Genomic DNA, 19,845 nt, shown 5'->3' with positions numbered 1-19,845 from the left:
AAGATCAGGCCCCATTCCGAACGTGCCTGCCGGGTGTATAGCGCCCCTGAGTGTTCCAAGAATGTCAGTTTCAAATTCAATTAGCCTGCCACAAGGCGGATCGTACATGCGCCATTCACTCATACCTTTTTAGCCCTTATCGCTTCGAATATCTCGATCTGTCGTTCGGCCGCCTTACGTAGGCCATGCACATGCTCGACAATCAGACCCAGGCACACAATCAGCATGCCCGATACGAATAGGCCGATGCCATAAGGCAGCAGAAGAAATCCGCCTGTGCCTACCATTGTGAAGCCAAAGGCAGCAGCAACCACCCCGGCGAACATTCCGAGAGTACCAATGATTTGCGCAAAAATACCCATATTGTCTAACTCACGTCCGATACGCGACGATTAGGCCATGCATCACAGATAATGCGTTGGGCCATCTCAAATGCACATTTCCGATGAAAAGTGTGCCCTGGTACCTCTGTACCGTATAAATCGTATACAATTGTTGCACCGGTTAAAGGATCTCCACAAGCAACGCACTTTGTGGTGAGTTCAAAGGGAGAATTTTCTCTCGCCAATTCGGGAGTTCGGTAAAAAGTCATTAAAAGCACCCCTGTTTGCCGCAAGCTGGCAGAGGCGCGGCGGGTGGTCAAGAGATGTGCTCAAATTTGAGCGCATCTAAAAAAGCAATCAATACAGTCCATCGCATCAACGCCTGTTCAACAGACGTTCGACGGCTGTGCTTGATGAAGCTGATCCTACCCGTCACAGAGTTGGTGGAGAGTTTGGAAACGGAAATATTGACCGTGAACAGTGCGGGAACGAGTTGCTACCATTTTGCTACCCAACTCGGTAGCAGGATCAAAAACAGGGTAGCACGAATGCGGACTCTTTCCCGCGCAAAGCCCGACATTCTGGGGTTTCTAAGTATGGATGAATACAAGTAAGGATGGCCGTAACCGAATTTCAAGACCGGTGCCTTAAACCGCTCGGCCACCCCTCCGCATCCGATCAAAGCGGATGTGCACGCCTCTTTATAGCCATCAATCAGCAGCGTCAATCTGCCACTTGTTGCCAGACCCCATAAAAGAACCATAGTCTTGCTCTTTGTAAGCGCGGCAGTTAACTTGATAAAAAAAGTCATATTGAAAAGGGAGCTCATGAGTCTGGAATCCGTGAAGGCGTTTTTCGCGAACAAAGCGCCGGAGATAAAAATCATCGAATTGCCAACCAGCACCGCCACCGTCGCTCTGGCTGCGGAGGCCCATGGGGTGGAACCCGGACAAATTGCCAAGACGCTTTCCATCACAGCAAAAGAGCAGACAATCCTTATCGTCACGCGCGGCGACGCGCGCATCGATAATCGCAAGTTCAAGAATCGCTTTGGCGCCAAACCGCGTATGCTCGATGCGGAGAGCGTACTGGCTCAAACCAGTCACCCAATCGGCGGCGTCTGCCCTTTCGGCCTGCCCAGCGCCCTGCCTGTCTATTGCGATCTGTCATTGAAAAACTTTGACGAAGTAGTGCCCGCCGCAGGCGCAACCAACAGTGCCGTACGCATATCGCCCCAGCAAATGGCCGAACTTGTTGCCGCAGAATGGATCGACGTGTGCCAGTAATGACTGAAAACAGCTTTTTTACCCTTTAAAGGTGATAAAAGGCTTCATATATTTTAAGAATAATTCTAAAGTAGATTCGAAGGAATACACAAGATTGGCGTCGGGGTTTGGATATCCGCAATTTTGGAGCCAGCCGCAGCCAGATCAGAGTCTGGGTTTCCCGAAGGTCTTCGCAAGGCCGGGAGATTTGGAGTATGCTGAAAGGAATAACCCATGCGCCTTACCCGTCAGACGAATTATGCTATCCGGATGCTTATGTATTGTGCTGCCAATGATGGCAAGCTGAGCCGAGTACCTGAAATTGCCCGCGCTTATGGTGTATCAGAACTGTTTCTGTTCAAAATTCTCCAGCCATTGGTGGAGCATAAGCTGGTCGAAACCGTACGTGGCCGGAATGGTGGCGTTCGGCTAGGCCGCGCAGCCACGGAGATTTCATTGTTTGACGTCGTCCGCGTGACCGAAGAAAATTTCGCCATGGCGGAATGCTTTGAAAATGATGCCACCGAATGCCCGCTCGTGGATAGCTGCGCACTTAATTCAGCACTCCGCGAGGCATTGAATGCCTTCTTCGGCGTCCTTATGAAATACAGCATTGACGACCTGGTCAAAGCGCGTCCGAACGTTCGTGCATTGCTCGGCATTGACGAAATGGAAGCTGCCCGTTTGGCGGGCTGAACGGATAGACCATTATTCTGCCGCAGCGTTGTATGCAGACTGCGGCAGAATGAAAGGAACGCCACGCGCGGGAGGCACGCCTACTTTTAGCGAGCATTCATAGACACGTTCGAGCCGCTCATCGGTCAGCGCCGCTTGCGGCGTGCCGATCGTATCGAGCCGCCCCTTGTGCATGACAGCGACGCTGTCCGCAAACATGGCGGTCAGGTTGAGATCATGCAGAACCGTGATTACGCCGCCACCGGCTGCGGCGAAATTGCGGGCAATTTCCATCACCACGATCTGATGACGGATATCCAGGCTTGAAATCGGCTCGTCGAGAAAAAGATAGCGCGGCTTCCCGTCAATAACAGGCTTCCAGACCTGACACAGAACACGCGCAAGCTGCACACGCTGCTGCTCGCCGCCCGAAAGCTCCTGATAAAACCGTCCGCTGAAGCCGCCCAGGTCTACCATCTGCAAGGCGAGATCGGGGAGTCGTTCCTGTTGCGCGCCGGATACGCCGCTATACCCGCCCGTCAGCCCGATCCGCACCACTTCGCGCACGGTGAAGGGAAAGGACAAAGCGCTGGCCTGCGGAAGCACCGCACGCCTTGCTGCCATTTTCCACGGCTTGATGGATGCAAAATCCTCGCCATCAAGACTGGCCGTACCCGTATAGGGCAAGTCGCCCGACAGGGCACGCAATAGTGTCGTTTTGCCGGAGCCATTGGGGCCGACAATAGCCGTCACCTTGCCGGGCGTTGCCGCAAAGTTCACATTCTCGATAATCGTCTTGCTGGCAATGGAGACGCCAAGGGAGCGGGTTTCAATCATCTTTGCCTCACATATCCAGAAGGCCGCGCTGGCGCAGCAGAATCCAGAGGAAGAATGGCGCACCGCAAACGGCGGTAATGATACCGATGGGCAGTTCGGCGGGAGCGACAATCGTGCGGCTGACGGCATCGGCGAGCAACAGCATGATCGCGCCGAGCAATGCCGATGCGGGCAGCAAATAACGGTGGTCGGGACCAATGCTTAGACGCAGCATATGCGGAACGACGATACCGATGAAGCCGATCCCTCCCGAAACGGCCACAGTTGCGCCAGTGGCCGCGGCGACCGTCACGATGGCTACATTCTTGATACGCTGAACGGGGATGCCGAGATGGCCTGCTGCGGCTTCGCCCAGCGCCAGAGCATTCAGGCCGCGCGCGAGAAAAGGCGTCGCAATCAGCACCACCATGATGATCGGACCGGCGGTACCAATCTTGGTCCATGTGGCGCCCGCCAGCGAGCCGAGGCCCCAAAAGGTCAAATCTCGCAATTGGCGATCATCGGAAATATAGACCAGCGCACCGGTCGCGGCCCCTGTCAGCGCACCAAGCGCTATGCCTGCCAGCAGCATGGTCGCAACCGAAGTGCGACCCCTGCGCGTCGCGACACGGTAAAGAAGTAAAGTGGTGGCCAAACCGCCCAGAAAAGCCGCCATGGGCAATGCGTAATGGCCCAGCAATGCATAAACAGGCGCAAGTGCAGTACCGCCCAGAACGATCATCGACACAGCGCCAAGACCAGCGCCTGCCGAAACGCCGACCAGCCCTGGATCGGCCAGCGGATTGCGAAACAGGCCCTGCATCACAGCACCGGAAACGGCCAGCCCAGCCCCGACCAGTACACCCATGACAGTACGGGGAAGCCGTATTTCCATGATGATGAGATGATCGCGGCGAAAAGTTTCAAAGCTTTCTCCGGCTCCAAAGACAAGAGCGCGCAAGACCGCCAGCGCCGATGCGTCCGACGCACCTGCCGTCAGGCTGAACAGCACTGTCAGGCAAAGGCCCGCCGCAAGAGCGGCAATGACGAGACGCGCACGCGAGGAACGGTCTCCCACATGCTCACGCGTTGCTTGATCATTCCCTGCTTGATCACGCATACCGAAATCCGTCTGTTTCGCCATGCGAGCCTGGCTGGTCATTTCGGCATTTCCTATTCATTATGCGGAGGGGTGCCGTAGAGCTTTTCCGAAAGCTCGCGGCTTGCAGCGCCGGTGCGCGGCCCGAAGCCCAGCAGATAAAGCGAATCCATCTGGATGATGTTTCCGCTTTGCCCGGCGGGCGTGCTGGCAAGAACCGGGTTTTTCAGCAGCTCATCCTTCAGCACACTGTCCTTGCCGATATCCATGATGAGGATCGCATCCGGAGCGGCCTTCTCGATGGCTTCATCGGTCAGCTGCTTGTAGCCCTCATAGGCGGTGATGGCGTTGACGCCACCGGCAAGCGCGATAATGCCGTCGGCAGCTGTTCCCGTTCCCGACGCCGTTAGACGTCTGCCCTGAGCGGAAATGATGAACAAGACGCGTTTTCGCGGATTTTCATTGGCGGCGATCTTCTTCGCGGCTTCCAGATCGCGGGAAACATCGGCAGCAAGCGCCCTTGCCTTTTCCTCCAGCCCAAGCGCCTTGCCCACGGCTTCGATCTTGGCGATCACGCTTTCGCCGGTATGGTCATCCGGCACCACCACCATCGGAACGGAAGCTTTTGTGAGAACTTCCAGTGTTTCCGGCGGGCCGCTGCCCTCCAGCAGCAGGATGCCGCTTGGATTGACGCCAAGAACACCTTCGGGCGAAAGGCGGCGCATATAACCGACATCCGGCAGTTCTTTCGCCTGTTCCGGATAAGTGCTGGTCTGGTCGCGCGCAACCAGCATATTGCCCGCGCCAAGCGCATAGACGATTTCTGTCAGCGACCCGCCGACAGAAACGATGCGTGAAGTATCGGGAAAAATATCGACCGTATCGGCACGGGCACAAACGGCGAATGCAAGCGATGCAGCCATGACTGCAAGCGCCGCAAAGCGGCTGATTGATGATGCTATGGCAGGCATGTCCGGCCCTCTCAAGCAGCAGCTGGCTGCGGAAGGCGCGGAAGATTTTCCGCGATCATGCGCCAATCCGCAAGCTCGGCCTCACCTTCATGACGCTCGCCAAAGAACTGTATGATCAACTCGCCATCGGCATTATAGGCTTCCAGCGACGTGACATGACCATCCTTTGTCGGCTTGCGCACCACCCATGCATCAGCGATATGGTCGGCACGCAGATGCAGGTGGAATGTCGGATCAAGTACATTGAGCCATGGCCCCATCATTTTGATCTCATGGATCGGGCCGGTGTGAATCTGGATGCAGCCACGGCTACCCACAAAACACATGATCGAAAGTTTTTCCTGTACGGCGAGGCTCATCATGGCCTCGACGGACGTCCGATCGACACGCCATGCAAAATCATGCCCGGCAAGATGCACCGCCTGATAGCGGTCCACGTCGAAATCTTTCAGCAGACCCACGAATTGATGTACATCGGTCAATGCGCCCCAACGTTGACGAAATGCGTCGGTATCGATCAGGGACACATCCACCTTGGCCGCCGGAGCTGCGAGAGAGGTGGTTTCGATTGTCGGCGTCTGGTCGTCGAGCAGCAGCTCGGCGACGAGCTGTTCGTAGGCTTCGAGATTCGAGGCCGGACGCAAATGAATCTTCTGGACCGCCTCCCCCGTCGCATCGAAAAATTGCAGGCTACGGCGTATCTGCTCGCCATCGCGTTTGGCGACGGCAAAGCCATGCACCCAGTGTTTTGGGAAAATGCGCAGATCAATTTGCTTGCCCAGCGTCAGGGCGGCGTGCTTGCCATAGACCGTCTTTTCATACGGACCGATCTTCTCATGCACGGCACTCTCATTGCGTGTAAGCGCCATGACCTCGCCAAGGGATGGCGCATGTTTGAGCAATGTTTCCACATCGGCGCGAATCTGACGGGCGGAAATGGGTGCGGACTCACCCGCGCCGCAATGGGCTGCCACGAAATCGGCTTCGGATATCCCGAGGCTTTGCGCAAAATCGCGCTCACGCATCTTCGGGTTATCGGCCCGTGCCTTGAGAATTTGCTCTGGGGAGGGCTTGGTCTGGGGTGTCATCTATATCTGCCTATTTGTTCAGAATGAGCTTGCCTTGGCGGGTGATCTTGAGACGATAAAGAGAGCCGCCATGCTCTATCGCCACTTCGCGCGAACCATTGAAAAGTTCGCGGCTGCCATAAGTCTTGAGTTGGGACTCCAGCGAAGAACCGCACGAACGCGCCTCAATCTGTCGGCTCGAATCTGAACGGGGCTCGCTTTCAGTCACGCGAGCCGCGGCACGCTCACGCGGCAATCGCACCTGCATGTCGATATGAATACGCCTGTTCATTGTCCTGCCTCTGCACCCTTCCGGCTCACCTCGTTAACCGACCGGATGCCTCTATTCATGAGTTGACAATATCGGTCATGTTTAATAATCACTGCATTACTGGATCATTCGAGTCAAGTTTAAATCTTGGTTTTTCCAGAGCAAGCCCGGAGGCCCACCCTTCCAGCCAGCATAATGGCCTTCGTACGTCGAAGGCATCATAACTATATGATTTACCTTAATATTTTCACGGATATAGGGACGTGAGATGTGTTTGGCATTCAGGAGAAACAGGGCAATGCGGGCAAATATCGGGGACCGAAAGCTGTCATTTTTTGCGAGCACAGGGCTCGCGGTCATCGTAGCAGCAATGGCGCAGCAGGCGATAGCGCAGGAGCATGCGACATCTGACAAGAATGGCGGTGTTGCACTTAAAACAATCACGATCCGCCAGGTTCCCCAAACCCAGGCTTCAGCGCCTGCACCGGCTGGCAGCGTCGATCGCGAAACGATCAACCGCTTCGGCGGCGCCAAGCTCGACGACGTCCTGCGTTCCACACCGGGCGTATTCACATCGATCAATGCCTCTAATCCCGGCGTAGCGGTTAATATTCGCGGCCTTGAAGGATCGGGGCGCGTCAACATGCTGATTGACGGCGTGCCGCAAAACTATCGCAATAGCGACCATAGTTCAGCCGGCTATTCTTATATTGACCCCAACCTACTTTCCGGAATCGATGTTCAGCGCGGCGCCGTGACCACGGAACAGGGCGGTGCACTGGCGGGAAATGTGAATTTTCGCACGCTCGGCGTTGATGACATCTTGCTGGACGGCAAGGATAAAGGTGTTCTGGGCCGCGCCTCCTGGGGCAGCAATGGCACCGGCTTTTCCGAAATGCTTGCGGGAGCCGCACGCGTGAATTCTCTCGGTCTTGCGGCAGCGATCAGCCGTCGCGATTCTAACGATTACAAGAATGGCGACGGCGAAACCGTTGAAAAAACCGGACAGGAACTGACCTCCGGGCTATTCAAGGCGGAATTTGGTTTTGGAGAGGACCACAAGCTCACGCTTGGCGGCATTTTATATAATAACCATTACGGTACGTATCAGACGGGCTTTGGCGGCAGGGCGACTGTCTACGATATGTTCGTGCAAAACCGGACCTTCTTTGCACAATATGGTTTCAACCCCTCCGATAATGATCTGCTCGATCTTAACGTCAATATATATCGTAACGTGACCCACCAGAGCTGGGGCGAAGGTACGGGCAGTTTCACGGGCCGTCAGGTCGCAACGGAAACCACCGGACTTACCGCTTCCAACACCGCGCGCTTTGGCTTTGGCGATGTCCTTGTCAGCTGGAAAAACGGGTTCGAATATAATCACGACAATGCGGGCGGCAACAGCGTGGGCGTGAACCCCGTCGACGCCAACTCGGACAAGGCCGCTGTTTTTTCCGAAGCAACATGGACCTACAACGCCTTGCAGGTCATCACCGGGCTTCGTTATGATTATTTCAAGCTTGAGAACGAAGACGGTTCAATATCGAACGACGATAGCGAACTCAGCCCGAAAGTTACGGTCGCATATAATCTTACGGATTGGCTTCAGCCCTATGTGACTTATGCGCATTCCATGCGCACCCCGACCCTGCAAGAGACATTCCTTGGCGGCGTTGCCCATGCCGGCACTGGCATGATGCACGGCAATCCTGATTTGCGCCCCGAAAAACAACGCGGCTGGGAGTTCGGCGTCAACATAGCGCGCGATGGAATTCTCACCGCCGAAGACGGGCTGCGGATCAAGGCGAATTATTACACCATGCGCGTGGAAGACTACATCACGCTCGCACCTGATTATAGCTCATTTGCCAATGTCGAAGGCACCTCGACCGTCAAAGGCTTTGAGCTTGATGCGAGATATGACGCGGGCTTCGCCTTTGCGGGCATCGCCTATACGCATTCGAAATCCGAGCTTCCCGAGCAAAACTATCTGGGCGGTAACCAGTATCTGCCTGAAGACATTGTCACTGTGACCGCCGGAGGCCGTTTCTTTGAACGCAAGCTCGAGGCTGGCGCGCGCGTCCAGCACGTATCGAGCGGAAAGACGCTGGAAGGAGACAACAGCGATCCTTACACGCTGGTGGACCTGTTTGCGAAATACAAGTTTACCGATACGGTGGATGTCTCATTACAGGTTCTCAACGTCACGGACGAAAGCTACACGCCTGCTCTGAGCATTTATGGCGGCGGGCGCGGTCGTACGTTCCTCGTGGCGACGCAGTTCCAGTTTTGACCTCCCGCCGCGCGCCGGAAATCCCGTCTGATTGGGACTATTTCCTACGCAAATGTCAGCCAGTCCATTTTCAACAGAAAGGATCAGCAATGTTTATAGCCATGAATCGCTTCAAGGTTCACATCGGATCGGAAGCCGATTTCGAAGCCGTTTGGAAAAATCGGGATTCGCAACTTGCCGAACTGCCGGGCTTTAAAAGTTTTCATCTGCTGCGCGGCGCAACCAATGAGGAAGAAGACTACACGCTTTATTCTTCCCATACGGTCTGGCGCAATCGCGACGATTTCATCGTCTGGACCAAATCCGAGCAGTTCCGTAACGCCCACCGCAACGCGGGAACCAACAAGACCCTCTATGCCGGCCCACCCCAGTTCGAGGGGTTTGAAGCCATCGAAGGTATCTGAGAACCTCTTCGCAGGGAGTTCTCCACAAGATGCGGCGAAATATCGCATCAATCAAAAACAGGGCGAAATGCGCCCTGTTCTGAACCATGTAGAGCGCCAATTTACCTTTAAAGATGGGCAGTTAACTCATATTTAGAATGGTTCTAAGTTGTTGATATTTAGAACGTTTCCAAAACATAAAATTTGACGAAATCTGCTCCACCCGTCATAACCTGACTTAATTTGGTGAGTTTTAGAAAGACTTACTCAAGTTGACCTTTGATGTTCGGGCCTTTACCCCCTGCAATTGGAGGAGCATTTGTTCGGTTCCGCGCGATACGGCGTCAATACTCAAGTAGAGCTGCGCTCAAATAGCAGTTGTTCTTATATTGATATCCGTCAGGAGAAGAACACTCCCCTGAGCATTGTGAATTCTATTCTGTCACATCGCGTTGCAGATGCTGGAGTATACTGAGTATGTTAGTCTGTAGCTGCAACGTTATTACTGACAAGGATATTGAAGCCGTCGTCATCGAGCTTCTCGATCAGGATTGCTGGCAATTAATCGTTCCGGGCACCGTCTATAATGCCATGTCCAAGCGCGGCCGCTGCTGTGGCTGCTTCCCAAATGTCGTAGAAACGATCATAAGAGTGACTGAAGAGTATCATCTTCGTCGCAACCAAATGGACGAAAACGTGGTCCAGTTCATGGATCGTGTGCGTTCTCTACGAGAAAAATTCGGGAGTTCATGGAATGAAAGGCGAACCAAAAGTCATCGAGCGGCTTAACGAGGCACTGTTTCTCGAACTTGGTGCAGTAAACCAGTACTGGCTGCATTACCGCCTTCTCAATGATTGGGGTTTTACGCGTCTTGCCAAGAAAGAGCGCGAGGAATCCATCGAAGAAATGCATCATGCCGACAAGCTGATCGACCGTATCATCTTCCTTGAAGGCCATCCGAACCTACAAACGGTCTCGCCGCTACGCATCGGTCAGAACGTCAAGGAAGTGCTTGAATGCGATCTGAAGGGCGAATATGACGCCCGCGCATCCTATAAAAAGTCGCGCGAAATCTGTGACGAACTGGGCGATTACGTCTCCAAGCAGCTTTTCGATGAGCTTCTCGCTGACGAGGAAGGTCATATCGACTTCCTTGAAACCCAGCTCGACCTGCTCGAAAAGATTGGTGAAGAGCGCTATGGCCTGCTCAATGCAGCGCCGGCGGACGCCGCAGAATAAAATTATAAAAAACTTAAATAAAAAGGGCGCTCAAAGCGCCCTTTTTATTTTGAACCGGCGATTTTATTCCGGCAGCTTGTCGTCGACGCCTGCGACATAGAAGTTCATGCCGAGCAGCGTTTCATCGTCAGCCTTTTCACCCTCCTTGAGCCACTCTGAACCATCCTGCTTCTTGATCGGGCCAGTGAACGGAGCCAGTTCGCCCGACTTGATCCTGGCTTCGGTTTCCTCAGCCATTTTCTTAACATCATCAGGCATATTGGTGTAGGGCGCCATCTTTACGAGACCTTCCTTCATGCCCCACCAGATTTTCTGGCTCTTCCAGGTGCCGTCGATAACAGCTTTGGCGCGGTCGATATAATACGGGCCCCAATCATCCACGATTGCGGTCAGTTGCGTTTCAGGGCCGAATTTAATCATGTCCGAAGCCTGACCGAATGCCTTGATACCACGCTCATGGGCCACCTGAAGGGGAGCCGTGGAATCGGTATGCTGGGTCAGAATATCCACGCCCTGATCGACAAGAGCCTTGGCGGCATCGGCTTCCTTGCCCGGGTCGAACCAGGAATTGACCCAGATGACCTTGACCTTGAAATCGGGATTGATGGACTGCGCGCCGAGCATGAAGGCGTTAATGCCCTGCACGACTTCCGGCACCGGCACGGAACCAATATAGCCCGCAACGCCCTTTTCGGACATTTTGGCCGCGATCTGCCCCTGAACATAGCGCCCCTCATAGAAGCGTGCATTATAGGCGGAAACGTTTTCAGCCGTCTTGTAACCGGTTGCATGCTCGAACTTCACGTCCGGAAATTTCTTGGCCACCTTGATGGTCGGATCCATATAACCGAAGGAAGTCGTGAAAATGAGCTTGTTGCCAGCACGCGCCAGACGTTCGATGGAGCGTTCGGCATCCGCACCTTCAGGCACGCTTTCGAGATAGGTGGTTTCCACCTTGTCGCCCAGCGCTTCAATCATTTCCTTGCGGGCGACATCGTGCTGATAAGTCCAGCCGAAATCTCCGGGAGGCCCGACATAGATGAAGCCGATTTTCAGTTTTTCTTCCGCATGCGCACCGCCGCCAAGCACGAAGCTTGCCGCAGTCGCAATCGCCAAGAGCGTTTTTTTCATGTTCCCTGCACTCCTTGTTGCACCCTCAATAAACTATCTGTCCGGCACGAATGGCTTGCCCAGCGACGCTGGCGTGTTCATCATCGTCAGGCGACGATTGCGCGAGATGATAACCAGAACCGCGATGGTCGCAAGATAAGGCAGGGCCGACAGGAATTGCGACGGCAGGCCGAATCCGAGCGCCTGCGCATGAAGCTGGCCGATCGTGACTGCACCGAAGAGATAGGCGCCGATCAGCACGCGCCAGGGTCGCCACGAAGCGAAGACAACCAGCGCCAGCGCGATCCAGCCGCGCCCGGCGGTCATGTTTTCTACCCATTGCGGCACATAAACGAGCGATAGCTGCGCACCGGCAAGCCCCGCGCACGCCCCGCCAAACAGCACAGCCAGATAGCGCGTACGCACCACATGCACGCCGAGCGCATGGGCCGAGCCGTGATTGTCGCCGATGGCGCGCAATTGCAGTCCAGCGCGGGTGCGAAACAGAAACCACGTTACACCGACAACCAGCAGGATGGAAATATAGAAAATCGGATCCTGCCCGAACAGAAAACGTCCAATAAAAGGAATGTTCGAGAGGTAAGGAATGTTGATGGCATCGAGACGCACGCCCGGCAAGCCGACAAAGCTTTCACCGAGCAGCGCCGAAGCGCCGACGCCCAGAATGGTGAGCGCAAGGCCGGTCGCCACCTGATTGGTGACAAGCGTCAGCGTGAGAAAGGCAAAAATGCCCGAAAAAAGTGCGCCGACAAAAATGGCTGCGATCATGCCCAGCCACGCCGAGCCGGTGAATTGCGCGGCAGCAAAGCCGGACACCGCGCCCATCAGCATCATGCCTTCAACGCCCAGATTAAGCACGCCTGAACGCTCGACGATGAGTTCGCCAAGGGCTGCTATCAGCAAGGGCGTCGCGGCGGTTGCAATGGTGAGTAATATGGCCTGCGTCAAATCCATCGATCAGGCCCTCCCTGCTGCCTGCCCCGCCACAAAGCGGATGCGATAATGAATAAGCATATCGCAGGCGAGCACGAAAAACAGGATCATACCCTGAAACACGCGCGCCGATTTTTCGGATATGCCGATGGACACCTGCGCCGCCTCGCCGCCAAGATAGGACAGTGCCAGCACAAAACCTGCCGCAATCGCGCCCAACGGATTGAGCCGTCCGAGAAAGGCGACAATGATGGCAGTAAAGCCGTAACCGGGAGAAATGACCGGACGAAGCTGTCCGATGGCGCCGGATGTTTCGGCAATGCCCGCAAGGCCTGCGAGCGCCCCCGAAAGCGCGAAGACAAACAGCACCAGCCTGCCGCGGCTGAAGCCTGCAAAGCGCCCGGCGCGCGGGCTTTGCCCCATCACCTTGATTTCAAAGCCTTTAAGCGTGCGCGCGAGCAAAAACCAGACCGCAACTGCCGCAACGATTGCGAAGATGAAACCCCAATGGGCGCGGCCCGATGCACTCCATATTTCCGGCAATATGGCGCTGTCATTGAACTGGCGTGTTTCAGGGAAGTTATGCCCCTGCGGATTGCGCCATGGCCCGCGAACCAGCCAGTCGAGAAAAAGCTGCGCCACATAGACCAGCATCAGGCTGGTTAATATTTCATTGGTATTGAAGCGGACTTTCAAGATTGCCGGAATGGAGGCATAGGCCGCACCGCCCGCCATGCCCATGAGCATCATCAGCGGCAGGACGATCCATAGCTGCAAATCAGGAAACATGACCGGCAGGATGGAACCGGCGACCGCGCCGATGATGAACTGTCCTTCCGCGCCGATATTCCAGTTATTGGACAAAAAGCAGACGCACAGGCCAACTGCTATCAGGATCAGCGGCGTGGCCTTAACCAAAAGCTCATGCCACGACCATGTATCAAGCAGCGGCTCCACGAAGAAGGCATAAAGCGCCTGAAACGGGTCTTTTCCCATCAGCGCGAAAGCGAGGCCACCAAACACCATGGTAAGCGCCAGCGCCAGCAAAGGCGACAGGGCGCTGAACAATTTTGACGATTGGGGACGTTTGACAAGTTCTATCCGCATCATGCAGCCCCCGCCTGCGCGGATCCGGAGACGCCGCCCATCAAAAGCCCGATTCTCTCCAGCGTGACTTCGCCAATCGGCATCGGTTCGGAAAGCCTTCCATGATTGACGACCGCGATACGGTCGCTGATTTCAAACAATTCATCCAGATCCTGGCTGATGACGAGAACGGCTGATCCAGAACGCGCCAGATCGACAAGCGCCTGCCTGATATGGGCCGCAGCCCCCACATCCACGCCCCATGTCGGCTGGTTGACAACCAGGACGGAGGGCGCGCGGTCAAGCTCGCGGCCAATGATGAACTTTTGCAGATTGCCGCCCGAAAGCGCCGAAGCAGGTGGGTTTTCCGCGCTCTTGCGCACATCCATCTGATCGATGATGCGCTTTGCAGCCAAACGCAATGCACCTTCCGAAATCAGCTTCAACCGGCCGCGTAAAAACGCTTTCGCATCCGTTTTGGTGCGGGAGAGAAAGAGATTGTCAGTCAGCGACAGGGACGGGACCGCACCATGGCCGAGCCGTTCTTCGGGCACAAATGCCGCCCCCAGCAAACGTCTGCCGCTGATGCCGAGCCTGCCGACATCCCTGCCGCGAATACGCACCGTGGCCGCTGATGATTGCAGCACTTCGCCGGAAACGGCTTCGAAAAATTCGCCCTGCCCGTTGCCGGCCACACCCGCAATACCAACCACTTCACCAGCGTTGATCGACAGCGAAATATCTTCAAGCGCGGTTGAGAACGGCCCGCGCGGGGCCTGCGACAATGCCCTGATTTCAAGCAGCGCGTTCGCGCCGCCATCGGGCATGGAAACCGGATCGCGCGCTACCACCATAATATCGTTGCCGACCATCATGCGCGCAAGCGTCGCCGCCGTTTCGCGGCGCGGGTCGCAATGGGCCACCACCTTGCCATGGCGCAGAACCGTGGCACGGTCGCAAAGCCGCTTCACCTCTTCCAGACGGTGGCTGATATAAAGGATCGACTTGCCTTCGGCCTTGAGCCGTTCCAGCGTCTCAAACAGGCGATCCGCTTCCTGCGGGGTCAGAACCGAGGTCGGTTCATCGAGAATAATGAGATCGGGCTCCTGCAAGAGGCAACGCACGATCTCGATGCGCTGGCGTTCGCCCACCGAAAGATCGCCGACATGGGCCTGCGGGTCGATTGGCAAACCATAGGCATTCCCCACTTCCCGCGCCCGTTTGGCAACTTCTGCAAGCGGGTGCGAACCATCCAGCGAAAGCGCTATATTCTCGGCGGCAGTCAGCGAATCGAACAATGAGAAATGCTGGAACACCATGCCGATGCCGAGTTTCCTCGCCGTCGCGGGATCGCTGATCGTAACGTGCTGGCCTTTCCAGACGATTTCGCCTTCGAGCGGCTGCAACGCGCCGAACAGCATTTTTACGAAGGTGGACTTTCCAGCGCCGTTTTCGCCCAGCAGGGCGTGGATTTCCCCTTGCCCGATGGTCAAATCAACCGCATCGCAAGCTTTAAGCTGGCCGAATAATTTCGTAAGCCGGCGGACGTCCAGAAGAGGCCGGTCGGATAAAAGCGCTGACATTGTTCCCCAAAATTATCTTTTTAATGAGCTTATCCAGCAAGCCTGTACTTGGAAAGCCCTAAAGCAAACGGCGGTGAACATATGCACACCGCCGCTCTATTGTTTCAGTCAGGGAAGCAGGATGGATGTTCCCGTTGTCCTGCGCGCTTCGAGATCTTCATGCGCCTTGCGCACATCCTTGAGCGCATAGCTCTGATTGATCTCGATTTTTACCGCGCCGCTGGCCACGACGTCGAAAAGCTCATTTGCGGTTTTTTCCAGATCGGCTCGCTTGGTGACATAGTTGAACAGCGTCGGACGCGTTGCGAAAAGCGAGCCTTTCTGGGCCAGAACATTGAGATCGAAAGGCGGAATTATGCCCGACGACTGGCCGAAACAGGCGAACATGCCGCGCGGCTTGAGCACATCGAGCGAGCCCATATAGGTATCGTGCCCAACCGAATCATAAACCACATCAACGCCCGCACCATTGGTCAGGTCACGTACCCGCTCGACGAAATTTTCCGTGCGGTAATTGATGACGTGATCGTAGCCATGCGCTTTGGCAAGAGCGATTTTCTCTTCCGAGCCCGCCGTGCCGATAACGGTCGCGCCCAGGTGCTTGGCCCATTGGCCCGCGATCAGCCCGACGCCGCCCGCAGAGGCATGAAACAGGATCGTATGTTCCGGCCCGACCCGGAAGGTCTGGCGCAGGAGGTATTGCGCGGTCATGCCCTTGAGCATCATGGCAGCGGCGGTTTTGAGTTCAACACTATCCGGCACCTTGACCAGGCGGTCGGCAGGCAGAATGCGCTCATCCGCATAGGAGCCGGGCGTTGTGGCATAGGCGACACGATCACCGACACCAAGATTTTCAACGCCTTCGCCAATGGCAACGACAATACCAGCACCTTCATTGCCAGGCGTGAACGGCATCTGCGCGGCTTTGTAAAGCCCGGTGCGGAAATAGACGTCGATGAAATTCAGGCCGACCGCTTCATGGCGTACTTTTGCCTCGCCCGGTCCCGGCTCGCCGATTTCCACCTGCTCATATTGCATGACGTCCGGCCCACCCGTCTGGTGGACACGAATGGCGTTAATCATCATCCTTCTCCATTCCGTTCTTTCTCGTGTTTGCAGCCTCTGCCGCGATCACGGCGGCAGTACGCCCGAGATTGGGGAAACACTGCATGATTGCGCCGATGAAATAGATGTAAAGCCCGGTCACGGTAATCCCGATGCGAACCCAGTTTGGCGCATCGAGCATAAAATAGAGCGCGGCAACACCGAATGCGCACCACAGAAAGAAAACCGTAAGATTGAGCGGACGGAGCCGCACGACCCGTACCGGATGCAGGAAGTTGATCGGCAAAAATGACAGGATCGCGGAAACGACAACGGTCGCGAAAGCAGCCCATTCGCCCGGTTTGACAATAAACAGGGTAAAAACCACCATGTTCCAGACCACCGGAAAACCCTTGAAGAAATTCTCCTTCGTCTTCATCCCCGTATCGGCGTAATAAATAGCGCTGGTGACTACGATGATCGCGCCCGACAGAAACGACAGGTTGGTCCCCATGAACCCGCTCTGGTAGAGCGCGAAAGCCGGAATCAGCACATAGGTGACGTAATCGATGATATTGTCGAGCATCTCGCCCGACCAGTTGGGCAACACATATTTGACTTCGAGCCTGCGCGCGATGGGGCCGTCGATGCCATCGACGAAAAGCGCCAGTCCCAGCCACCACCACATGGCCGTATAGCGCCCGTCACTGGCCGCCACGATGGAAAGAAAGGCCAAAAAAGAGCCCGATGCGGTCAAAAGATGGACGGAAAACGCCTTGGCTTGCGGCGCTGTCACTTTCCTGGGTTTGATTTTTCCGGTCAGTCTGGTTTTCACGCCGTTCGCCACTTCTCTGTGTCACCGCCCTCACTCTTCCCGCATGGCATGAGGCGGCCCATATGGCTGGCGGACTTCCCGCAAGCCGCGATCTTGCTGCAAGCTTTCCCCGAATAAGATCAAAAGAGCAAGTAAGTCATGAGACAAAACCGCGCTCATTCCACCAAAGATTGGGTTTACGCTGGCGCGGCATTGGTCTTTTCGCCCCGTTTACGCTTAAATATGGCAGAAATCTATATGATGAGAATCGCTTTTCGATCGGCCTGACGGTCAGGGATAGAGCAGGATGAATGACGTGGTGATAAACAAGCCCCTCATCGATATCGTAGTGAGCGGCGGAGGCCCCGCAGGAATGATGGCCGCTCTTGCACTCGCGGCCAAAGGCTATCGCATCGTGCTGCTTGGCCCCGAAACCGACAGGAACGATCGTCGCACGACGGCGCTGATGATGCCTGCCATCCGCTTTCTGGAACAACTCGACGTATGGGCTGTGATCGAGCCGCAGACTGCGCCGCTTGCCTCAATGCGCATTATCGACGCCACGCAGCGCCTGATCCGCAGCCCCGTCGTTACTTTTCGCGCTGGCGAGATCGATGAAATCGCCTTCGGCTACAATATTCCCAATGCAGTGCTCAACGAGAAGCTCGCCGAGGCCGTGGCACAGAACGCCAATATCGAGCGGATCCTGTTGCCCGCAATCGAATATCGCAACAATGGCGATCATGTCACGATCACGCTTTCGAATGGCGATACACTGCATACGCGCCTCGTCGTGGCAGCGGACGGACGCAATTCGGCAGCGCGCGAGGCGGCGGGCATCCGTACCCGACGCTGGGCCTACCCACAGACCGCTGTCGTTCTGTCTTTCGCCCACGCATTTGATCATCAGAATACCTCGACGGAATTTCACACCGAGGAAGGGCCATTCACGCAGGTTCCGCTCAAGGGCAAGCGCTCCAGTCTTGTTTGGGTCGTCAATCCGGGCCGAGCCGAAGCTTTGCTGGCGCTCGATGACGCGGCGCTGGCGGTCCGGATCGAGGATATGATGCAATCCATGCTGGGCAATGTAACGCTGGAAATCCGCCCGCAAGCCTGGCCGCTGTCGGGGCTCGTGCCACATGTCTTTGCTGCCAGTCGCACTATTCTGATTGGCGAGGCTGCGCATGTTTTCCCGCCTATCGGCGCGCAGGGCCTCAATCTGGGGTCGCGCGATGTGGAAACACTTGTCAGCGCCATTGCCAGCGATCCGTCCGATCCCGGCTCCGAGCGCGTGACCCGCGCCTATGACCGGGGACGGAGACCCGACATTCTGGCGCGCACAGGATCGGTAGACGCGCTCAACCGTTCCCTGCTATCGCCCATGCTGCCCGCACAGATCATGCGGGGCATGGGGCTTGAAATGCTGCGCTCCTTCGCCCCGCTAAGGGCGTTTTTCATGCGGGAGGGCTTGCGCCCCGGCAGTGGCTTTGCGCATTTCCTGCCTCGACTTCCCGGTTCGTCCGAACGCGGGAAAAGCGCATCCGGAAGATAGCGGCAGCGACGCTGCATAATTTCACATTTCCCGCAGGCTTTATTTCACCTGCCGATGAACTACATATATGTTTCATGAGTATGACGCAGATAAAACACGCCAAATTCCAGATCGGCCAGGTGGTCAAGCATCGGCTTTTTCCCTTCCGGGGGATCATTTTCGACGTGGACCCCGAATTCGCGAATACGGAAGAATGGTATGAATCCATTCCCGAAGAAAATCGGCCGCGCCGCGATCAGCCGTTTTATCACTTGTTGGCGGAAAATTCGGCGTCGGAATATGTGGCCTATGTATCGGAACAGAATCTCGTACCCGATCTGAGCGGCGAGCCGCTGCGCCACCCGGATGTGAACGAGATGTTCGATCGTCTCGAAAACGGCGTCTATCGCGCAAAAGCTCACGCGAACTGAAATCCGGCAGATTTTTCCATGCAAAAAGGGCGCTAGAAGCGCCCTTTTCAATCAAACAGAATAGCAATCAATTGCCGGCCTTGGCTTTTTCCTGCTCAGCCTTCATCTTGGCCTCGAATTCCTTCTGGCGCTTCTGGACCGCTTCCTGAAGTTCCTTCTGGCGCTCTTCAAGCTCGGACTGCTTGAGGCCCGGACCCGACAGAGCCTGTGTGAAGCCGGTCAGCGAGACCGGAATCGGGTTCTGCTTGTTCTGGTAATTGACCGAGGTCAGGGTCAGCTTGCCGCCCTTCTTGAGCGCATTGACGAGATCGTCGGAAAGTGGCGCTTCCGCGATGCAGCGATCAGGAAAGCAGATGCCGTATTCGAGCTTTGTCGGCTTGTTGCTATCGATCTGGAGGCCGACGCCCGCCGGAATCAGGCGACCGACCGGCACCGTGACCTGAAAAATCTTGCGATTGATCTTGCCCGTGATCTCGATGAGGTTGACTGCGGTCAGAAGCTGGCCGGAATCGGCGGTGACGATGTTCTGCGTGTTGCAGATGTCGTTGTCTTCCTGCTTGGAGCAAACCTTGAACCAACCCTGCGGCGGCTGTTGCTGCTGCGCGGATGCAGGCACCGTCGCGGAGGCAAGCAAGGCGAACGCGCCAGCAAATGCGGATGCGGCAGCGATTGTCTTCGTGCTGGACATGATCAACAGGTTCCTTTCAACGCTTTGATCTTTAGTTCCCGTTCTCTGGTGAAGTCAGCGATAGACCGTCACTGGTTTGAAAATGCGGCAACAGCGTGACCTTCGGGAATTTCAACCCCTAATCCGGACCCCATTCGGACCCTATCCGGGCCGTGTTACAACGACTGGGCTTGCGAATCCAGATGGTGATGGCGTTGC

At 55.8% G+C, this 19,845-nt stretch carries 22 protein-coding genes; 8 read left to right on the top strand and 14 right to left on the bottom strand.

Annotation, left to right across the window (positions count from 1 at the left end):
• Window positions 1-119 precede the first annotated feature (119 nt).
• Together KUG47_RS12950 and KUG47_RS12945 are read right to left on the bottom strand one after the other, a co-directional pair.
• On the bottom strand, window positions 120-362 hold the full coding sequence (locus tag KUG47_RS12950) for a hypothetical protein (RefSeq protein WP_217678387.1): 243 nt from the start codon (window positions 360-362) through the stop codon (window positions 120-122).
• A 457-nt stretch (window positions 363-819) separates the two neighbouring features.
• Window positions 820-1,152 carry a hypothetical protein gene (locus KUG47_RS12945; RefSeq protein WP_217678386.1) on the bottom strand — a complete coding sequence of 111 codons (333 nt, stop codon included), beginning with the start codon at window positions 1,150-1,152 and terminating at the stop codon, window positions 820-822.
• Here KUG47_RS12945 and KUG47_RS12940 point away from each other — a divergent pair.
• On the top strand, window positions 1,151-1,609 hold the full coding sequence (locus tag KUG47_RS12940) for a YbaK/EbsC family protein (RefSeq protein WP_217678385.1): 459 nt from the start codon (window positions 1,151-1,153) through the stop codon (window positions 1,607-1,609). The two genes, KUG47_RS12945 and KUG47_RS12940, sit on opposite strands and share 2 nt — an antisense overlap.
• A gap of 213 nt (window positions 1,610-1,822) precedes the next feature.
• Complete coding sequence (gene rirA, locus KUG47_RS12935) at window positions 1,823-2,284, top strand: iron-responsive transcriptional regulator RirA (RefSeq protein WP_217678384.1); 462 nt, start codon at window positions 1,823-1,825, stop codon at window positions 2,282-2,284.
• Between the two features lie 12 nt (window positions 2,285-2,296).
• Here the strand turns inward: rirA and KUG47_RS12930 are convergent, their stop codons facing one another.
• Genes KUG47_RS12930 through hemP form a run of 5 tightly spaced genes read right to left on the bottom strand, consistent with a single transcriptional unit; the run spans window position 2,297 to window position 6,508 of the window.
• Window positions 2,297-3,100: a heme ABC transporter ATP-binding protein gene (locus KUG47_RS12930; RefSeq protein WP_217678383.1), complete on the bottom strand. Its 804-nt coding sequence runs from the start codon at window positions 3,098-3,100 to the stop codon at window positions 2,297-2,299.
• 7 nt (window positions 3,101-3,107) lie between these two features.
• A complete protein-coding gene (locus tag KUG47_RS12925) occupies window positions 3,108-4,241 on the bottom strand; it encodes a FecCD family ABC transporter permease (RefSeq protein ID WP_217678382.1) in 1,134 nt (377 codons plus the stop codon).
• Between the two features lie 11 nt (window positions 4,242-4,252).
• Window positions 4,253-5,149 carry a heme/hemin ABC transporter substrate-binding protein gene (locus tag KUG47_RS12920; protein WP_217678381.1) on the bottom strand — a complete coding sequence of 299 codons (897 nt, stop codon included), beginning with the start codon at window positions 5,147-5,149 and terminating at the stop codon, window positions 4,253-4,255.
• An 11-nt stretch (window positions 5,150-5,160) separates the two neighbouring features.
• The gene (locus KUG47_RS12915) at window positions 5,161-6,237 is read right to left on the bottom strand and encodes a hemin-degrading factor (RefSeq protein ID WP_217678380.1); all 1,077 of its coding nucleotides are present in this window, start codon (window positions 6,235-6,237) and stop codon (window positions 5,161-5,163) included.
• Between the two features lie 10 nt (window positions 6,238-6,247).
• Window positions 6,248-6,508, bottom strand: coding sequence for a hemin uptake protein HemP (hemP, locus tag KUG47_RS12910; protein ID WP_217678379.1), 261 nt, complete (start codon window positions 6,506-6,508; stop codon window positions 6,248-6,250).
• Between the two features lie 277 nt (window positions 6,509-6,785).
• On the opposite strand from hemP, the gene KUG47_RS12905 reads away from it, so the two are divergent.
• From KUG47_RS12905 to bfr, 4 genes are all read left to right on the top strand, one after another.
• The gene (locus KUG47_RS12905; protein ID WP_217678378.1) at window positions 6,786-8,783 is read left to right on the top strand and encodes a TonB-dependent receptor domain-containing protein; all 1,998 of its coding nucleotides are present in this window, start codon (window positions 6,786-6,788) and stop codon (window positions 8,781-8,783) included.
• Between the two features lie 89 nt (window positions 8,784-8,872).
• Window positions 8,873-9,187, top strand: a complete 315-nt coding sequence (hmuQ, locus tag KUG47_RS12900; RefSeq protein WP_217678377.1) for a heme-degrading protein HmuQ — start codon at window positions 8,873-8,875, stop codon at window positions 9,185-9,187.
• A 456-nt stretch (window positions 9,188-9,643) separates the two neighbouring features.
• Window positions 9,644-9,955 carry a (2Fe-2S)-binding protein gene (locus KUG47_RS12895; RefSeq protein WP_217678376.1) on the top strand — a complete coding sequence of 104 codons (312 nt, stop codon included), beginning with the start codon at window positions 9,644-9,646 and terminating at the stop codon, window positions 9,953-9,955.
• Window positions 9,921-10,406 (top strand): bacterioferritin, encoded by a 486-nt coding sequence (gene bfr / locus KUG47_RS12890; RefSeq protein ID WP_217678375.1) that lies wholly within the window; start codon window positions 9,921-9,923, stop codon window positions 10,404-10,406. Before KUG47_RS12895 ends, bfr begins: the two co-directional genes overlap by 35 nt.
• Before the next feature lie 63 nt (window positions 10,407-10,469).
• Here bfr and KUG47_RS12885 read toward each other — a convergent pair whose 3' ends face one another.
• The 6 genes from KUG47_RS12885 to pcsA all read right to left on the bottom strand — a co-directional run bounded on the left by KUG47_RS12885 (window position 10,470) and on the right by pcsA (window position 17,030).
• The gene (locus KUG47_RS12885) at window positions 10,470-11,537 is read right to left on the bottom strand and encodes a BMP family ABC transporter substrate-binding protein (RefSeq protein ID WP_217678374.1); all 1,068 of its coding nucleotides are present in this window, start codon (window positions 11,535-11,537) and stop codon (window positions 10,470-10,472) included.
• Between the two features lie 33 nt (window positions 11,538-11,570).
• Window positions 11,571-12,491, bottom strand: a complete 921-nt coding sequence (locus tag KUG47_RS12880; protein ID WP_217678373.1) for an ABC transporter permease — start codon at window positions 12,489-12,491, stop codon at window positions 11,571-11,573.
• 3 nt (window positions 12,492-12,494) lie between these two features.
• Window positions 12,495-13,577, bottom strand: coding sequence for an ABC transporter permease (locus tag KUG47_RS12875; RefSeq protein ID WP_217678442.1), 1,083 nt, complete (start codon window positions 13,575-13,577; stop codon window positions 12,495-12,497).
• The gene (locus KUG47_RS12870) at window positions 13,577-15,139 is read right to left on the bottom strand and encodes an ABC transporter ATP-binding protein (RefSeq protein ID WP_217678372.1); all 1,563 of its coding nucleotides are present in this window, start codon (window positions 15,137-15,139) and stop codon (window positions 13,577-13,579) included. Before KUG47_RS12870 ends, KUG47_RS12875 begins: the two co-directional genes overlap by 1 nt.
• A 108-nt stretch (window positions 15,140-15,247) precedes the next feature.
• Window positions 15,248-16,222, bottom strand: coding sequence for a quinone oxidoreductase family protein (locus tag KUG47_RS12865; protein ID WP_217678441.1), 975 nt, complete (start codon window positions 16,220-16,222; stop codon window positions 15,248-15,250).
• Window positions 16,215-17,030 carry a phosphatidylcholine synthase gene (gene pcsA, locus KUG47_RS12860; RefSeq protein WP_340162808.1) on the bottom strand — a complete coding sequence of 272 codons (816 nt, stop codon included), beginning with the start codon at window positions 17,028-17,030 and terminating at the stop codon, window positions 16,215-16,217. The genes KUG47_RS12865 and pcsA overlap by 8 nt, the downstream gene beginning before the upstream one ends.
• Window positions 17,031-17,304: 274 nt before the next feature.
• On the opposite strand from pcsA, the gene KUG47_RS12855 reads away from it, so the two are divergent.
• Both KUG47_RS12855 and hspQ read left to right on the top strand, forming a co-directional pair.
• Window positions 17,305-18,549: a UbiH/UbiF family hydroxylase gene (locus KUG47_RS12855; protein ID WP_217678370.1), complete on the top strand. Its 1,245-nt coding sequence runs from the start codon at window positions 17,305-17,307 to the stop codon at window positions 18,547-18,549.
• Between the two features lie 74 nt (window positions 18,550-18,623).
• Window positions 18,624-18,959, top strand: a complete 336-nt coding sequence (gene hspQ, locus KUG47_RS12850; RefSeq protein WP_217678369.1) for a heat shock protein HspQ — start codon at window positions 18,624-18,626, stop codon at window positions 18,957-18,959.
• Between the two features lie 67 nt (window positions 18,960-19,026).
• Here the strand turns inward: hspQ and KUG47_RS12845 are convergent, their stop codons facing one another.
• A complete protein-coding gene (locus KUG47_RS12845) occupies window positions 19,027-19,647 on the bottom strand; it encodes an invasion associated locus B family protein (RefSeq protein ID WP_217678368.1) in 621 nt (206 codons plus the stop codon).
• Window positions 19,648-19,845 lie beyond the last annotated feature (198 nt).

Source organism: Falsochrobactrum tianjinense (assembly GCF_019100495.1).
Classification (GTDB): Bacteria; Pseudomonadota; Alphaproteobacteria; order Rhizobiales; family Rhizobiaceae; genus Brucella; species Brucella tianjinense.
The sequence above is the reverse complement of the archived record's forward strand: the minus strand, read 5'-3'. Positions and strand labels throughout refer to the sequence as shown.

Excerpts from the sequence above, each read along its gene's own strand:
- KUG47_RS12950 (WP_217678387.1), bottom strand. The coding sequence starts at position 362 with ATGGGTATTTTTGCGCAAATCATTGGTACTCTCGGAATGTTCGCCGGG.
- KUG47_RS12940 (WP_217678385.1), top strand. The coding sequence starts at position 1,151 with ATGAGTCTGGAATCCGTGAAGGCGTTTTTCGCGAACAAAGCGCCGGAG.
- KUG47_RS12945 (WP_217678386.1), bottom strand. The coding sequence starts at position 1,152 with ATGAGCTCCCTTTTCAATATGACTTTTTTTATCAAGTTAACTGCCGCG.
- rirA (WP_217678384.1), top strand. The coding sequence starts at position 1,823 with ATGCGCCTTACCCGTCAGACGAATTATGCTATCCGGATGCTTATGTAT.
- KUG47_RS12930 (WP_217678383.1), bottom strand. The coding sequence starts at position 3,100 with ATGATTGAAACCCGCTCCCTTGGCGTCTCCATTGCCAGCAAGACGATT.
- KUG47_RS12925 (WP_217678382.1), bottom strand. The coding sequence starts at position 4,241 with ATGACCAGCCAGGCTCGCATGGCGAAACAGACGGATTTCGGTATGCGT.
- KUG47_RS12920 (WP_217678381.1), bottom strand. The coding sequence starts at position 5,149 with ATGCCTGCCATAGCATCATCAATCAGCCGCTTTGCGGCGCTTGCAGTC.
- KUG47_RS12915 (WP_217678380.1), bottom strand. The coding sequence starts at position 6,237 with ATGACACCCCAGACCAAGCCCTCCCCAGAGCAAATTCTCAAGGCACGG.
- hemP (WP_217678379.1), bottom strand. The coding sequence starts at position 6,508 with ATGAACAGGCGTATTCATATCGACATGCAGGTGCGATTGCCGCGTGAG.
- KUG47_RS12905 (WP_217678378.1), top strand. The coding sequence starts at position 6,786 with ATGCGGGCAAATATCGGGGACCGAAAGCTGTCATTTTTTGCGAGCACA.
- hmuQ (WP_217678377.1), top strand. The coding sequence starts at position 8,873 with ATGTTTATAGCCATGAATCGCTTCAAGGTTCACATCGGATCGGAAGCC.
- KUG47_RS12895 (WP_217678376.1), top strand. The coding sequence starts at position 9,644 with ATGTTAGTCTGTAGCTGCAACGTTATTACTGACAAGGATATTGAAGCC.
- bfr (WP_217678375.1), top strand. The coding sequence starts at position 9,921 with ATGAAAGGCGAACCAAAAGTCATCGAGCGGCTTAACGAGGCACTGTTT.
- KUG47_RS12885 (WP_217678374.1), bottom strand. The coding sequence starts at position 11,537 with ATGAAAAAAACGCTCTTGGCGATTGCGACTGCGGCAAGCTTCGTGCTT.
- KUG47_RS12880 (WP_217678373.1), bottom strand. The coding sequence starts at position 12,491 with ATGGATTTGACGCAGGCCATATTACTCACCATTGCAACCGCCGCGACG.
- KUG47_RS12875 (WP_217678442.1), bottom strand. The coding sequence starts at position 13,577 with ATGCGGATAGAACTTGTCAAACGTCCCCAATCGTCAAAATTGTTCAGC.
- KUG47_RS12870 (WP_217678372.1), bottom strand. The coding sequence starts at position 15,139 with ATGTCAGCGCTTTTATCCGACCGGCCTCTTCTGGACGTCCGCCGGCTT.
- KUG47_RS12865 (WP_217678441.1), bottom strand. The coding sequence starts at position 16,222 with ATGATTAACGCCATTCGTGTCCACCAGACGGGTGGGCCGGACGTCATG.
- KUG47_RS12855 (WP_217678370.1), top strand. The coding sequence starts at position 17,305 with ATGAATGACGTGGTGATAAACAAGCCCCTCATCGATATCGTAGTGAGC.
- hspQ (WP_217678369.1), top strand. The coding sequence starts at position 18,624 with ATGAGTATGACGCAGATAAAACACGCCAAATTCCAGATCGGCCAGGTG.
- KUG47_RS12845 (WP_217678368.1), bottom strand. The coding sequence starts at position 19,647 with ATGTCCAGCACGAAGACAATCGCTGCCGCATCCGCATTTGCTGGCGCG.